Source organism: Clostridium saccharobutylicum DSM 13864 (assembly GCF_000473995.1).
Lineage (GTDB): Bacteria > Bacillota > Clostridia > Clostridiales > Clostridiaceae > Clostridium > Clostridium saccharobutylicum.
Genome location: NC_022571.1, coordinates 3,119,689 through 3,136,117 on the forward strand (window position 1 = coordinate 3,119,689; position 16,429 = coordinate 3,136,117).

The window sequence follows — 16,429 nt, forward strand, 5'->3', positions numbered from 1 at the left end:
TACTAGAATTATTACTTTTTTATTACCTTAAAAATTATTTCAATGTTTGACTAGTGATTATACCTAATAAATGTTAAAATAATGTTGAAATGCTTAATTACGTTATTAATCTACCTTAATATTTATTAAAGGTATAAAAGGAGATGATATAAAATGAAGAAATCTGTTTTAATTGTAGAAGATGAACTTAGAATTAGATTCCTGCTTAGAGATTATTTAATTAAGGAAAACTTTAATATTTTTGAAGCCTCAAATGGCGAAGAAGGTTTATTTGTATTTAGTACACAAAAAATTGACTTAGTCCTCTTGGATATAATGATGCCTATCATGGATGGTCTGACTATGTTAGAAAAATTAAGAGAAGTTTCAACCGTTCCTGTAATTTTATTAACTGCTAAAGGTGAGGAAGAAGATAAACTTCAAGGTTATGATTATGGCGCTGATGATTATGTGACCAAACCTTTTAGTCCAAAAGTTTTAATTGCTAAAGTAAAGGCATTATTAAAAAGAACTAGAGAAGATGTTGATTCTAGTTATCAAGATTTTAACGGACTTACTATAAACAAACTTTCACACGAAGTTAAGATTAATGACAAAGAAATAACGTTGTCGCCAAAGGAGTATGAACTGTTAATTTATTTAGTCACAAATGATGGTATTGCTTTAAGCAGGGATAATATTTTAGATAATGTATGGGGTGTTGATTATTATGGTGATATTCGTACTGTAGATACAAATGTCAAAAGACTTAGAGAAAAGTTATTAGATAAATCCAATTACATTGTTACTGTTCGTGGAAGCGGATACAAATTTGAAGGTAAATAATGAAACATAGTTTATCAAAAAGATTATTTGGTATAACTTTATCTCTAATTATAGGTTTAATGCTTTTAACTTACTTTGCAGAATCAACTTTATTTGAAAGATTTTATTCATATAAGAAAACTAATTCTTTGATTAATGAAGTTGGTAAATTTCGTGATTTATATTCCTTACATATTGACAATGATATAGATTTATATCAAGTGCTTCAAAAATTCGAAAATGATAATAATGCTCAAATTGTTATTACCTCTTTAAATAGACATATTATATATCAATCTAGAAAAATTCAAGGTGATAGTGACAGTTTTAATTTTTGTTCAGAACTAATAAATAATGATGACTTAATAACGGATGTTATTAATAATTCTAAAATCGAATATACAACTTTTACCAACGAAAGTAGCGGGCTAAAAAAGATAGGTGTCGTCAGTCCTATGTCCATAAATCATAAAAATGATAGCCTAATCTTTTGTGTATCTTCTGTTCAGCCAATAGAAGAAGCTTCCCAAGTTATAGATGAATTTTTAATTTATTTATTTTTAGGATTAATTATTATCTCTATAATTCTTGCGTCATTTTATTCTAATTTAATTTCTAAACCACTTGTAAGTTTAACTCATGTTGCAAATAAAATGTCAAACATGGATTTTTCAGTGGTTTGTGCTACTGATCGAGAAGATGAAATCGGAATTCTAGCAAGATCACTTAACTTTTTATCTAATAATCTTCATAATGCATTATTAGATTTACAGCAAAAAAACAAAAAACTTAAAGATGATATTGAGAAAGAAAGACAACTTGAGACTATGAGAAAAGATTTCACTGCAAATGTAAGCCACGAACTCAAAACTCCTATTGGAATAATTGAAGGATATGCTGAAGGTCTTAGAGATGGAATTGTATCAGGAGAAGATGCTAAAATGTATTTAGAAACAATTATTGATGAAGCTCAAAAAATGAGTGTTCTAGTCACTAATATGTTAGAACTTTCAAAATTAGAATCTGGATCCATAAAACCAAATTTTGAAGGTTTTAATATCAATAGACTTATTAACAAAATACTAAAAAAACATACCCCTGATTTTGAAGAGCATAAATTTAATGTTAACTTCTCTTCAACTAATCCATATAGTTACGTTTATGCAGATCCCTTTCAAATGGAGCAGGTTTTTACAAATCTAATAACTAATGCAATCAAGTATACTCCTCCAGGTAATAATATAAATATAGATATTACTGAAGGATTAGAAAAATTTAAAATAACTGTTCAAAATATGGGTGTAACTATTCCTGAAGGTGAAATCAGTAAGTTATTTGATAAATTTTATAGATTAGATAAATCAAGAGAACGAACTCAACGAAACAGTACTGGTATTGGATTATCAATAGTAAAAAATATTTTACTATTACACAATAGTGAATTTAACCTTCAAAATATTAATGGTGGTGTTGAATTCTACTTCTATTTGGAAAAAATAGTTGCACTTGAAGATAAAGAAGATGAATAAAAAAATGGTATTACGTAACTAAAAACATTTCGTAATACCATTTTTTTATTGTAACTTACTATATTAAAGTATTGTAACTTCTCCAACAAAGCTTGTTTGAAATATTTTCTTAATTTCTTCTACATCATTTGTTTTTCCAAGTGCCCACATAAGTTTTGTAACCGTTGCTTCTGTAGTCATGTCATATCCTTGTAATACACCCTTTTCCAACGCTAATTTTCCTGTTTCATAAATTGAAAAATCACTTCGTTCGTATAAACATTGACTGCAAACAACAACTGTTATTCCCTTTTGAACAATCTTTTCTAACTTAGATATTAAATCTCTTCTTATAAAATGAAGTCCTCCTGCACCGAAAGCTTCTATTACAATTCCCTTATAATTCATATTAAGAAGCATATCAAAAATCTCTGGATTTAATCCTGGTGTAAGTTTTATTAAAAATATATCCTTGCACAATTTATCTTCAAGTTTGCACTTACCTGTTACTTTCTTTATAACTTGATGGTTAATATGCAAGCCGCTTGAATCAATTGTTGCTGCATACGGAGAATTTACACTTTCAAATGCATCAAATCCAGTTGTACGAACTTTAACTGCACGGCTTCCTAATATAACCTTACGGTTAAAAGCTAAAAATATTCCAGGTGTTTCACTTGCAGCCATAGCAAATGCACATCTTAAATTTTCAATTCCATCTGTTAACGGGTTTAATAATGGTAACTGAGATCCTGTAATGACAACAGGAATTTGTATATTAGGTAGCATAAAAGATAAAATTGAGGCTGTATATGCCATTGTATCAGTTCCATGCGTAATTACTATACCATCATACTTGTTGCAATTTTCATATATGCTCTTAGCTATTACTTTCCATTCTTCAGGTTGAATATTAGAACTATCAAGACTAAGGATATCTTTTGTAGTAACCTTATAGTTATACAAAACACTATCAAGCAAAGATAAAATATTATCACTATGAATTGCTGGTGCAAGTCCATTCTCCGTTGGTGCAGATGCAATAGTTCCCCCAGTACTTAATAACAAAATGTTTTTCATAAACTTAATCGTTCCCTTCTTCTTAAGATTTAGTCACATAAAATAAAACAATAAACAAACTTTACCAATCATTTCAAAATTACTTAATAAAATTATTTACTGAGCATAAATCAGAATTGATAAAATATTAATTTATTATTTTTTAATGTAACCTAGATAAATTGCTTATTGCACATTTCATTTACATATCAACATTTAATATTATTTCTGAAATTTCTATTATATTTTTTCTATACTATGAATTATATCAGAAAAAACTATTATTATTTTAATTAATTTTTATATTTCTCACAATTTTAAGTTTTTTCATTATTATTTTATTTTTTTAATCTTATATTATATATTTTATGTTTAAAATTAAATTAGTCCACCATCAGCTCGTATAATTTGTCCTGTAATATATGAGGAATCTTCACTACATAAAAATGTAGCTATTTTACCTATTTCACTGCACAATCCAAATCTCCCCATTGGAATTTCTTCCTCTAAAGATTTTCTATCCTCATCTCTAAGAAATGAATTCATCTTTGTATCTATTACACCTGGTGCAATTGCATTTACTCTTATATTTGAAGGTGCAAGTTCCTTTGCTAAAGATTTTGTAAATGAATTTATTCCACCTTTAGTAGTTGAATATAACACTTCACAAGATGCACCTACTTCTCCCCACATTGAAGATATATTTATTATATTACCACATTTTCTTGGAATCATATATTCAAGAGCATGTTTTGTTAGATACATAGCTCCTAATAAATTAGTATTGATTATCTTCTGAATCCCATCCTCTTCAGCTTCCATAAATAACCCCACACTACTTATTCCCGCATTGTTAACCAAAATATCAATTTTTCCCATAGTCTTAATTATTTCTTCTACCATTAACTTTGACTTTTGAAATGAACCAATATCTTCTTTTAGTAATATTCCATATCCTTTTATTCTTTTTATTTCTTCTAAAGTTTCTTTTGCTCCTTCATCATCTTTTGAATAATTAATTACTACACTAGCTCCTTCTTTAGCAAATTCTATTGCTATAGCTCTTCCAATCCCCCTTGAAGCACCTGTCACTAATGCAACTTTTCCACCTAATTTGCCCATATGCTTTCTTTAGTGAAAATGTCAAATACATCTCACTAAAATTTCACCCCTTTCATGTTTTCTTTTTAGGCACATAAAAATATTAAATGAGCCTCGATGTACAAGGTTTATACAAAATATTTTTCTTATGGTAATAATATAGTCCCACATTGGGATAATGTAATTTCCATTTGTCAAAAAATCAATTTAGCACATACCTATAAAGTTTCTTCAAAAACCCTTTGTACATTTTTATAGAATATTTTTTCTATATCATCTTCTGTAAAATTACTTTTCTTAAGTGCTTCATATAACTTATTAAATTCTGAAGCATTATTTATTTCTACATCATTAATTATACCATCAAAGTCACTTCCTAAAGATAAAATATCAATTCCTCCAACATGTTTTATGTGTTTTATATGCTCAATAATTTCTTCTATAGATGATATAGGAGCTTTTCCTAAAAATTTCGAACAAAAATTTATTCCCATTACTCCGCCCTTATTAGCTAATAGCTTTATCATCTCATCACTTAAATTTCTAGGATGATTTGTTATAGCTCTAGCATTAGAATGTGATGCTATAAAAGGCTTTTTACACACTTTAATCAAATCATAAAATCCGCCATCTGATAAATGTGAAGCATCTGGAATTATTCCTAAGTTTTCGCACTCATTAATCACTTCTATACCTTTATCTGTTAATCCTTCATTTTGATATTTAAATAAGTAATTGGGATATCCTAATTTGTTTTTATAATTCCACGTTATTGTTAGAATTCTAATTCCCATTCTATATACTTCTTTTAGTAATTCTATATTTCCTTTAATAACTTCTCCTTCTTCTATAGATAAAAATGCCCCTATTTTATTGTTGTTTCTGCACCCATCCATTTCTTTAACATTTGTAACTATCTCAATATCATCTGAGTTCTTAGAAACTTCATTTACAAAGTTATTATATATTTTTAAAAATTCATCATATGGATTATCATTTAGTTCTTGGTCTACAAATATTGCAAACACTTGTGCTAAACTTTGCCCTTTTTTTAATTTCTTAATATCAACACTGCATATACTTTCTTTTAAACTTAATTTTTCATAAAAAATTCTTCCTGCTGTATCACAATGTAAATCAATAAACTTCATTTCAAATTTCCTCCTAAAGGCTTTAATAAATCATCTTGCAACATATAAACATCCAATTTAAGATTTAGATTTATAATTAAAATGTGTTTCCATATTAGAAATTCCATACATTTTTGTGAACCACACATTTGAAATTGAACTGTAAAAATTCTTAGTGCAAGGTTATACCATTTTTGCTTGTCCTAATTTTATATTAGAAACATGCAGAAATGGGTACAACCTTTCAGCGAAAATTTCATATCTCTGTATAGCACAAATGCATCGAATCTCAGATTTTCACCACATAATCCCAGATTACAGTTTGAATATCTATACTTATTAATATTTTTATTTTGCATAATATAAATATTGATTTATTTTTTCAGGTCCTCCCATAGTTATTCTTTTAATATATAAACTATTTTCATCATCTACTTCTACCTTCCACTTAATTAATGATATTTCTCCTTTTGTTATTTCAATGCAAGATATTGCTGAAGGAAATACACAACAGCCATCATTAAAGTAGAGCCCCTTCCCAACTTCAGGAAATATATCATTATGTGTATGTCCACAAATAATCATTTTCTTTGCTTTTTGGGATATCTCCTGAAGAATATCGTCAATTTTGCTTCCTTTATCATAATTATTTGCTGGGCTCGTTGGTGCCTTAAATCCTGCAATGCCTTCTAAGAATCTCCATACATATCTAACCAAAAATCTGCTAACTCTCCATAACTCACAATTTATAAAATCAACTTGATGTCCATGAAACGCCAATATATCCTTATTTAGTGGTGTGTATCTAAGTACAGCTCCTTCATAAAACTTCACATTTTGATAAAGATTCAACATTTCGTATCCAAATTTATAGCCAATCTTATTAAATATTTTTTGTTGTTTTTTTATAAATTCAGGATTAGATTTTACTATATCATGATTCCCATAGATCAAATATAATCTGTTATTTTGATCAAACTTATTTAATATGTTAAAAACTTCGCTATAAGTATATGCTATATCCAAACAATTTTTATTTTTCCATAGCTCATCTCCATCACCTAGTTCAATTAAAGTATAATCATTTTCGTAATAAAAACAAAGTGCGGCTTTATAAATATTTTCATTTACTCTTAAAGAATCCGCATATCCTCCATCACCTCTATGAACATCACTAATAAAAACTAGTCTAGAGTCATTATCAAATTCAATAACTTGGCCTGTTTTTTGTATTTTATCAATACAACTTTTTCCCCTTTTGCAATTTATCCTCATACAATACCTTTCAAATTAAATTATTTCTCTTATTATATGAAAATATTTCTTTAAATGATAACTTTAAAAAACAATATAGTATTTTAAATAAAATTTAAGGGACAACAGATTCATTTGTTTAAAAACAACTTTATCTGATGTCCCTTAAAATTTAATATTTCAAAAAATAAATTTATAAAATATTAATAATCTATATTTATTTATATAATGGATGTTTATCACATAAAGCTTCTACTCTAACTTTAAGTTGTGACAAGTCTCCTTCTCTATTTGAAATTGCTTCATCTATAATAGCTGCAATTTCAGCCATATCTTCTTTAACAAACCCTCTTGTTGTTATTGCTGCTGTACCTATTCTGATTCCAGAAGTTACAAATGGGCTTCTTGTTTCATTTGGTACTGTATTCTTATTTGCAGTGATTCCAACTGAGTCTAATAATTGTTCTGCTTCTTTTCCTGTTATATCTTTATTATTTAAATCAACTAAGAATACATGATTGTCTGTTCCACCTGAAACAATTTTAAATCCTTTTGAAATCAATTGAGCTGCAAGTTCTTTACAATTTTCAACTACATTAGTTGCATATGTCTTAAAACTTGGATCTAAAGCTTCTTTAAAACATACAGCTTTAGCCGCTATAATATGTTCTAATGGACCACCTTGTATTCCAGGGAATATGTTTTTGTTTAGATCCTTAGCATATTTCTCCTTACAAAGTATTAATCCACCTCTTGGACCTCTTAAAGTCTTATGAGTTGTTGTTGTCACAAAGTCACAGTATGGTACTGGTGATGGATGCACACCTGCAGCAACTAATCCTGCAATATGAGCCATATCTACCATAAGTAATGCATTAACTTCATCTGCTATTTCTCTAAATTTAGCAAAATCAATAGTTCTTGCATATGCACTAGCACCTGCTACTATAAGCTTTGGTTTACATTCTAACGCGATTTTTCTTACATTTTCATAATCAATCATTTCAGTTTCTTTATCTACTCCATAAGAAACGAAGTTGAATAATTTTCCTGAAAAGTTAACTGGTGAACCATGAGTTAAATGCCCACCATGGCTTAAATCCATACCAAGTACAGTATCTCCTGGTTCTAATACTGTAAAGTATACAGCCATATTAGCTTGTGAACCTGAATGAGGTTGAACATTTGCATGTTCTGCTCCAAATAATTGTTTAGCTCTATCAATTGCAATTTGTTCTATTTTATCAACTACATGACAGCCTCCATAATATCTTTTACCTGGATATCCTTCAGCATATTTATTAGTTAAATATGAACCCATAGCTTCCATAACTGCTGGACTAACAATATTCTCTGAAGCTATTAATTCAATTCCCTTTTGTTGTCTTTTTAATTCTTCTTCGATTAAATCATAAATTTCTTTATCTTCTCTTTGTATGTTTTCAAAATTCATTCTTTTATCACCCCAATTGTATTTTATATTCAAATTATAGTGTTTCTTACTATATTTATCAACTATTTTTTGTTATTTTATTATAAATAATACTATTTTTTAATCTTCTTTTAATATATAAACGTAGAAATGAGATAAATAATTAATGAAATATTCATAATATAGTCGCATGAAAAAAATAATAAACTAAAAATACGATGTATATTTTATGTGAATCACTTATTCAGCAAACGTATGCGAGAATAGGTGTAACTTTTGCTATTAAAAATCCATAATCAACTTAATATAGCAATCGAGAAAAGGAATACAGCTTCTTTCGGTAAATTATCACTTAACTTTAAGTTTAAAATTGTTTATTCAAATTACTTAATATTATTAAATTTCATCCCTATAACTACGACATAATTTGTGCTATAATTCATGTGAATAAAAAAGATTAATGTGAGGGAAAAAATAATTATGGACTTAAATGAATTGCTAAAGGTTTCCACTCTTGCTGGTAAAATCATGCTTGAAAGTGGTGCAGAAACTTATAGAGTTGAGGAAACAATCGTAAGAATATGTACTTCTTTTGGTGCTGATAGTGCTGATAGTTTTGTAATTCCTACTGGAATAATCGTTACAGCTACATATAATAATGAAGTGTCTACACTTGTCCGACGAATTACCAACAGAGGAGTAAATTTAAATAAAATTGATAAAGTCAATGATTTATCTCGAAAGCTTCAATGCAAAACAATAGAAATTTCTGATTTTAATTTAGAACTTCTTAAAATATCTAATAGTAGTAGATATTCTTCTTTAGTTACTTTAATTTCTTCTGCTATTACTGCTGGTTGTTTTTCTATAATGTTTGGTGGAAATTTAAAGGATTTTTTTACTGCTACATTAATTGGTGGTTGTATTAAAATATTAGTTACAATATGCCAAAAGCTAGATATAAACGAATTTTTTATTAATTCATTAGGCGGTGGTCTATGTGCTTTATTAGCTGTACTATTTGTAAAATTGAATCTATGTACAAACTTAGATAAGGCAATTATAGGTTCCATAATGTTATTAGTACCAGGACTTGCAATAACAAATGCAATTCGAGATACTATTGCCGGTGATTTTCTATCTGGTATAATTAAGGCCGCTGAAGCTGTACTTGTGGCTATTTCAATTGCAGTTGGAACTGGTGCTGTATTAAGTTTCTTTATGAACTTGTTAGGCAAAATTATTAAATAATTGTCTTAAAATAATTTTAACACTATGCAACTAAAAAGAGAGACAACTATTTTTGGAGGGTTATAATAAATGATTGAACAAATTTTCGTAGCGTTAATCTCATCTTTGGGATTTGGAATTATTTTTAATATAAAAGGAAAAAATCTAATCTTTGCAGCTTTGGGCGGAGGCTTAAGTTGGTTTTGTTATCTAACTTTTATACAAAATGGTATTAGTGTTGTTTTATCAATGTTTATATCATCTTTAATATTTAGTACATATTCAGAAATTTGTGCAAGATATTTAAAAACTCCAGTTACTACAATTGTAGTTTGTGCTTTAATTCCTTTGGTTCCTGGAGCAGGAATGTATTATACCATGTATGAAACTATAACTGGAAATGTAAATGGTGCTGTATCTCTTGGACTGACAACAATAGCAAGTGCTGGTGCTTTAGCTCTTGGCGTAATATTTGTATCTACAATAACAAGACAGGTTACAAATCTGAAAAAAGTTAAAGAAAAATTATTTGAAAAATAATTTTTTTATACTTTCCTTAATATTTAAAAAACTTATATTTGTGTAAAGAAAAAATGCCTAAATTCAATAAATTGAATTTAGGCATTTTGAGCTTTAATAATATCTTTAACTGAAGTTGAATATAAAAATATATACATATTTCCGCAACTTATAATATTACTTACTTATTTATAAAATTTTATTATAGTCCAAGTCTTCTTTCAAGTTCCAAAATTCCATCTTCAACTTCTTCTATAGGTAAATTTCCTTCTTTTAATTCATCAATTTCTCTTTGCTTAAGTCTATTATAAAATTTCATTCCCTCTAAAATTATACTTCCATCATTATTTGTTTTTCTAAGCATATAAAATATAGTATCTTCTGCTTTATCTAATTTATTTGCCATTTCATAAAGCCTTAATATTTTTCTATCTAAATCTAATGAAAGCTCATAATTACTTAATTCATTAGCTGCCTCTACAGCATCTTCTAGATACTTAGCGTTAATATCGTCATCGTCTATATATGCCTTATAAAATCCCTCTAAGGATTTCTCATAATAAGAAACTTTTGCATTATCATTATTTTCTCTACTAGCAATAATTCCTTCAAGATTCATAAGACATGCAAAAGCAATAAATTTTTCACTATTATATTGAACGTCTTTACAAAGCAGCTCTTCTATACTCTTAAATGAAAAAACATCTATTGTCTTAATGTCAAGTCCAATCAATGATTTAAGTTCTTTATTAACTCTTTCTTTAGCTTTATCTATATCTCCATTTGCTATATTTTTATCTACATCATCTCTTACTAATTGTAAAGTATTTTCTACTTCTTTCATATAATCATTTTTTAACATTGTCATACACCTCGTAATATTAATTCAATAAAGTACATTAAACAAAATAACAAATCGAAATATGTTGGCATATTTACTTGTTATTTTTTTAATGTGCCTAAATATAATTCATAAATATATTTCTATCTAATCAATAATAAATACATATTTTATCCTGTTATCCAACTACTTTGTAATACTTGTTTATCAAAAAAATTATTTCCTCATGACAGCGATTCAATTCATTTAATTCTCCACTTTTTATTATCATGACTTCCTCTGCTATTTCTGTCATTTTCTCTATAAAATTTTGATATTCGCATTGATTTAAATTTTCAATTTTTTCATTTATTGGTCTTGGAATATTTATTTCTTGATCTTCATATAATCCATATAATTCTTTAAATTCTAGGTTATCAACTATTGCCATTACTATAGTTATCATCTCATCCATGGTAAATATATCTTTCATATAAACTCCTTATGTATTTATATTATTTTCTCTGTTCGTTTTAATAAATAATAAACATTATTTTTATTTTATATCTCTATTTCAACATATGCAACCAATTTTATAATATAGCGATATGTTCGTAATTAAACATGATATAATAATCTCTTATGTTTTATTTATGAATTTACTTTTTATAATTAGGCATATGAAAGAAAATAACAAGTCTAATCTGTCCTGAATATTTTCAATCAGGCACGGAGGCAGATTGGTCTCATAGCGGGTCTATTAGTCCAATCTACCTATGAATAATAGTGAAAAATATGCTACCAGATGGACTTGTTATTTTTTTGAGTGTGCATTATATAATGATAATATGAAAACTATAATTAAAAGTATTTGACTCCAAATATCCGCTCTTAAAATAAGTAATAAAAATGATATAACAAGTATGGCAATTGATATTCTAAATTTAATACTTTTTAATAATTTAAAACCTGCGCATAATCCTATAATTGCATTCGCTAAAAAGAATACATTTGCACATGACACCAGACTACCAATAGTTAAAATATTTAAACTAACTAAAATTAACATAAAGCAGTGTATACTAGCTAAAGTAAAAATTGCATTAACTGGGCTTTCATACTTATTTGTTTTTGATAAATATAATGGTAACTTATTATTTTCTGATCGTTTTGCACTCATTCTTGTTACCCCTCCAACTATCATAAGATAAGTTGATACACAAAGTCCACATGCCATAACTGTAATTAGTGGTATAGCAAATGAACCGAATAAAGGAGTCATTATTGAAATAATGTCATATGTATTTCCCCTAAAGCTTTGTAACGAAAGTGCAACCATAATATAAAGACCAATAATCACTATAAGACTTATTGTCATTGCTTTCATAAGTGTTTTCTTAGGATTTTTAATATTTTCAATATAATTTCCAACAACTTCCCATCCAACAATTGCCCAGAATAAAAGCAAAAGCGTTTGTCCAAATTCAGAGAATGAAAAAGGAGTTTTAGATAAATGAAAATCGGATGAGAATATTAACGTATATGCACTCCCAAATAAAAGTATAAGTGCTGTCAATCCTGTAAATACCAAATTAAACTTTCCTATAGATTTAACTCCTCTTGTAAGTAAAATTGTACAAAAAATAATAAATCCAAAAACAATCCATTCAACTTCAACATTTTTAAAAAAGTTTATATTCTTTAAAAATGTTGAAGCAGTAAGCAAAACGGCTATAGGTCCAAAACAAACAGCAGTTGTAAGAAAATTTGAGCAAAGATCTCTAAAGAAAAGTCCCAGTGTATTGCCAACTGCAATTGCCACACCTTCATTTCCTGGGCTTTCTAAACTTAAAAATGTAAATACATAAGCAAATACAATACCTAAAATCATTATAATAATCCATGCAAATATTGCCCACTCTCCAATGTTGTTATAAGCTATTGGCGGTAACAAAACAATACCTGATCCAAGAATAGGTCCAATTATAAGACCACAAAGAGTTATAAGTCCTATGTTTTTATTCATAATTGTCTCCTTATTGTGTTTTTAGCTATATATGCATATTATAGTAACATTTATATCGATACTTGTAAAATTCAAACTATTAAGCACATAAAAATAAATAACAAGTCCAATTTGCCAACATAGTATGATGACAAATTGGCTGCAAAATGGACTTGTTATTTATTTCAATGTACCTCATATTAATAATTAATTAAAAAACCAACTAACTTTTTAAAATGGTCCCTATGTCAAGGACATTTTGAAAAAGGCTAGGCAGCTAAAAGCTGGTCCCGATATTGAACAGGGGCCAGCTTTTTAAGTCCCCATTGGTATCTGTAATTATTATAGTAATCCATATAATTATTAATTGTTGATTCTAATTCGTAAAATGTTGTACAAATTTTTAAGTCTATTTCATCTTTCATATGTCCAAAAAATGATTCCTGCGGGGCGTTGTCCCAACAGTTTCCGCGTCTAGACATGGATTGTCCAATTTTATATTTCTTAAGAAGTTTTTGAAATCTAGGACTAGTGTAATGAACGCCTTGATCTGAATGAATAAAAACATCTTTATCAAGTAATTTTTTATGATTCCTCATCAGCTTTTTAACAGTTTCAGTAGCTATATCTAATGTAAGACTTTCTGAAAGATGATACGAGAGAATTTCATTTGTAGAAGCATCTTTAATAGTAGATAAATAGGCTCTATTAGATGCTCCATATGTTAAATAAGCTATATCAGTTAATAATACCTTACCGACCAAACCTTGTTTGAATTCCCTGTTCAAAGTATTAGGTAGAACTGTATGTTCTTTAGTAGCTTTCATCATTCTACGATAAGGGTTTGCCTTTCTAATTGGACACACAATATTATATTTTCTCATAATTCTTTGTATACACTTTCGATTTATTACTCTATTAAATTCATGTTCTAAAACCATTTTTATAGAGCGTGATCCTTTCTTGTAGCCTCTATGATTAAATGCTTTAAGAATTATATGCTTTAATTCTAAATCCTTTTCATCTTTAGAATTACGCTTATTACTTGAATTTAAATAATTATAATATCCTGATCTAGAGACTTCAGCTATTTTGCATAAATGAGAAATTATATTTTTATAACTGTATTTTGAAATTATACTCTGTATGATCTTGAATATTGATGTTGAACTTAATTTATTATTTTTCACCTGCCTTTCTTGCAGCTCGATTTTTTTTAATAGTTCTGCCTCCGCTTTCCAATAAGCAATTTCAGCATCTTTTTTAGCTATTATTTCATTCACGGTTAGTTCACGTTTTAGTGGACGACCACTATTTAATTTTCGAGAATCTCTCAATCCAAGCGCTCCTGATTCATTATAAATATTACGCCATCTTTTACTTGCGCACCAAATTCTATTATTTCCAATAACATCTGTATCAAATCCTGCATCCTGAAAAATATAAATAGGTAGTTTACCTTTGCTACGCTCAGCGATAAAAAGTATTTTAAATTCATCTGTATACGTGATTGCTTTATTTGTGACGTTTTTTATATATTTATTCTTTGATAACAATTCAATTTCTTTATTAGTAAATAGTTTTTTACTCATTAGTTCACATCCTGACTGAATTTATACTTGATTTTATTGTACAAAAAAAGAACCTATAAAAATAGTCTTTTTTAAGTGTCTATTTCATAGGTTCCATTTTATTTAATTAGTTGGTTTTTTAATTATTTTTTATAAAGACATAAATAAGCATTTATGCAATATAAACTCTATCTCTTTTTTTATTCTAATTAATTCTTCTAAATTTTCTTCTTCAATTTCGACTTCATATTCACCAAGTTCTTTTCCTAACTCATCAAACAAGGATATCATTTCTTCTTTGTTACTTTCCCTTAACTCATCTAAATATTTTCTAATAGCAATTTCAACATCCTTTGCCCAATTGTCTATAGCCTTCATTGAAATTTCATTTATCTTGCTTTGCCAAGTTAATGAATCATATACATAAAATATTGAGTCTGTAAAGATACTTAGATAATGTGTTATTCCTTTTATTGATGCAGCTTTTATTGATTTTAACAATTTATTTAACTTATTATTATAGTTCTTAGAAAATGTGTGTTTAGTTATACCTTCTAGTTTATTTAAATTTTTACTTGATGAATTATTATGATTTAATCTACCATAACTTCTTCCATCAACTTTTCTAAACATTTCACCTGTTGCTTGTTTTATTGCGTCTCCAATGTGTTTTTTTAATATTCCATCCATTACTTCAGTATAAGATGGGATACTTATTTTTATTGAATTTTTTAATTTTTTCACTGTATCATTAACCATTTCTTCTATTGTCTTATCTAATGAAATTATTTCATCTTCAATATAATTCAAAAGATTATCTGTCTCTTCATTAGTAAGCTTTGGTACATAATAATTTTGCATAAGTGAGCAAGTTTCTTCCTTCTTAGACCATTTACTTTCATCATGAATATAATTTTCAATATTCTCTTTAATTGTTATTGCTGACTTATCTATAAGTTTTATTGATTTTACCTTAGCTCTGGTAAATCCTCTTTCTATAGCATCTATTATTTCTTTCTTTTTATATATTAATTCATGAGCTATTTCTGTTCTCTCTTCTAATTCATCTTGCTTTGCTTCTATACTAGCAATTTTTGAGTTGATTTTTATTTCACATTCACCTAATATATAATCTTGATAATTTTTAAGATTTTCTGCTAATTCTTCTTTTTTCTTAGAATTATTTATTCTTTCATAAATATAATCCCATAGTTCAATTGATTTTGGCTTTTTCTCACTGCTGCTTTCTATCAAAAAAGTTTTTACATTTCTATGTATACACCCATCCACATTTTTCTTTATTTCAATTATTCTTTTATTATTTTCTTCAATATCTTTAGGGCACATATTTATAGCTAATACAACCTCTACATTATTGCCGATAATTTCTCCAATATATTTTAAGAATTGATAATCATCATCACCAAGACCACTTCTATATGAAACTACATAAACAATAAAATCACTCTCTGGAATAAATTCTTTGAGTACTTCTTCATGATAATTTACAAGAGATCCATATCCAGGAGTATCAAAAAGTCTCATTCCTGTATATTTATTTTCCTTGCTTTGACCAATATATCTTAATCTATTTAATTCATCATTCGGTCTTACCATTAATGTTTCAAATTCATTTTTATCAACATCTTGAATAGTTCCATCTTTTTTTATAGACAATAATTTTTCTTCTGTTTCATTATTTATCACAATTTCAGTTACAACTCCTGTAGTAGGCTTAACACTTTCAATTAACATTTTATTATTTAAAATACTATTAATCAAAGCACTTTTCCCTGAACTTGTTTCTCCAATCATAACTATATAATGTGACGGATTCATTATTCTATCTTTAATTAATAAATTCTTAGAAATAATTTCTTCATTTCCAAGAATCTTAACAACTTTATCAATTCTATTTTGTCTATTCGTACAACTTTCAAAAATACTCATATAAATTATCTCCTTCCCTCAATGCCATTTTTATGAAGGCTCTGTA

The 16,429-nt window shown here is 27.6% G+C and carries 14 protein-coding genes; 4 read left to right on the top strand and 10 right to left on the bottom strand.

The window, feature by feature from the left end; genetic code table 11:
• Positions 1 to 153 precede the first annotated feature (153 nt).
• Positions 154 to 825: a response regulator transcription factor gene (locus CLSA_RS13455; RefSeq protein WP_022746905.1), complete on the top strand. Its 672-nt coding sequence runs from the start codon at positions 154 to 156 to the stop codon at positions 823 to 825.
• Positions 825 to 2,333: a sensor histidine kinase gene (locus tag CLSA_RS13460; protein ID WP_022746906.1), complete on the top strand. Its 1,509-nt coding sequence runs from the start codon at positions 825 to 827 to the stop codon at positions 2,331 to 2,333. The genes CLSA_RS13455 and CLSA_RS13460 overlap by 1 nt, the downstream gene beginning before the upstream one ends.
• A gap of 63 nt (positions 2,334 to 2,396) precedes the next feature.
• Here CLSA_RS13460 and CLSA_RS13465 read toward each other — a convergent pair whose 3' ends face one another.
• From CLSA_RS13465 to glyA, 5 genes are all read right to left on the bottom strand, one after another.
• Complete coding sequence (locus CLSA_RS13465) at positions 2,397 to 3,392, bottom strand: asparaginase (RefSeq protein WP_022746907.1); 996 nt, start codon at positions 3,390 to 3,392, stop codon at positions 2,397 to 2,399.
• Between the two features lie 357 nt (positions 3,393 to 3,749).
• Positions 3,750 to 4,493: an elongation factor P 5-aminopentanone reductase gene (gene ymfI / locus CLSA_RS13470; protein WP_022746908.1), complete on the bottom strand. Its 744-nt coding sequence runs from the start codon at positions 4,491 to 4,493 to the stop codon at positions 3,750 to 3,752.
• A gap of 197 nt (positions 4,494 to 4,690) precedes the next feature.
• Positions 4,691 to 5,623, bottom strand: a complete 933-nt coding sequence (locus CLSA_RS13475; protein WP_022746909.1) for a dipeptidase — start codon at positions 5,621 to 5,623, stop codon at positions 4,691 to 4,693.
• Positions 5,624 to 5,950: 327 nt separating this feature from the next.
• Positions 5,951 to 6,877 (bottom strand): metallophosphoesterase, encoded by a 927-nt coding sequence (locus CLSA_RS13480; RefSeq protein ID WP_022746910.1) that lies wholly within the window; start codon positions 6,875 to 6,877, stop codon positions 5,951 to 5,953.
• A 196-nt stretch (positions 6,878 to 7,073) separates the two neighbouring features.
• Entirely contained in the window at positions 7,074 to 8,309 is a 1,236-nt protein-coding gene (glyA, locus tag CLSA_RS13485; RefSeq protein WP_022746911.1) for a serine hydroxymethyltransferase, read from the bottom strand.
• Between the two features lie 459 nt (positions 8,310 to 8,768).
• Here glyA and CLSA_RS13490 point away from each other — a divergent pair, with 459 nt between their 5' ends.
• Positions 8,769 to 9,539 carry a threonine/serine exporter family protein gene (locus CLSA_RS13490; protein ID WP_022746912.1) on the top strand — a complete coding sequence of 257 codons (771 nt, stop codon included), beginning with the start codon at positions 8,769 to 8,771 and terminating at the stop codon, positions 9,537 to 9,539.
• Between the two features lie 69 nt (positions 9,540 to 9,608).
• Positions 9,609 to 10,058, top strand: coding sequence for a threonine/serine exporter family protein (locus CLSA_RS13495; protein ID WP_022746913.1), 450 nt, complete (start codon positions 9,609 to 9,611; stop codon positions 10,056 to 10,058).
• A 181-nt stretch (positions 10,059 to 10,239) separates the two neighbouring features.
• On the opposite strand, the gene CLSA_RS13500 is transcribed toward CLSA_RS13495, so the two are convergent.
• The 5 genes from CLSA_RS13500 to CLSA_RS13520 all read right to left on the bottom strand — a co-directional run bounded on the left by CLSA_RS13500 (position 10,240) and on the right by CLSA_RS13520 (position 16,383).
• Positions 10,240 to 10,899, bottom strand: coding sequence for a DUF6483 family protein (locus CLSA_RS13500; RefSeq protein WP_022746914.1), 660 nt, complete (start codon positions 10,897 to 10,899; stop codon positions 10,240 to 10,242).
• Between the two features lie 157 nt (positions 10,900 to 11,056).
• Positions 11,057 to 11,350 carry a hypothetical protein gene (locus CLSA_RS13505; RefSeq protein WP_022746915.1) on the bottom strand — a complete coding sequence of 98 codons (294 nt, stop codon included), beginning with the start codon at positions 11,348 to 11,350 and terminating at the stop codon, positions 11,057 to 11,059.
• Positions 11,351 to 11,671: 321 nt separating this feature from the next.
• The gene (locus tag CLSA_RS13510; protein ID WP_022746916.1) at positions 11,672 to 12,883 is read right to left on the bottom strand and encodes an APC family permease; all 1,212 of its coding nucleotides are present in this window, start codon (positions 12,881 to 12,883) and stop codon (positions 11,672 to 11,674) included.
• Positions 12,884 to 13,131: 248 nt separating this feature from the next.
• Positions 13,132 to 14,454 carry an IS3 family transposase gene (locus CLSA_RS13515; RefSeq protein WP_022744368.1) on the bottom strand — a complete coding sequence of 441 codons (1,323 nt, stop codon included), beginning with the start codon at positions 14,452 to 14,454 and terminating at the stop codon, positions 13,132 to 13,134.
• A gap of 129 nt (positions 14,455 to 14,583) precedes the next feature.
• A complete protein-coding gene (locus CLSA_RS13520) occupies positions 14,584 to 16,383 on the bottom strand; it encodes a dynamin family protein (protein ID WP_022746917.1) in 1,800 nt (599 codons plus the stop codon).
• Positions 16,384 to 16,429: the final 46 nt, after the last annotated feature.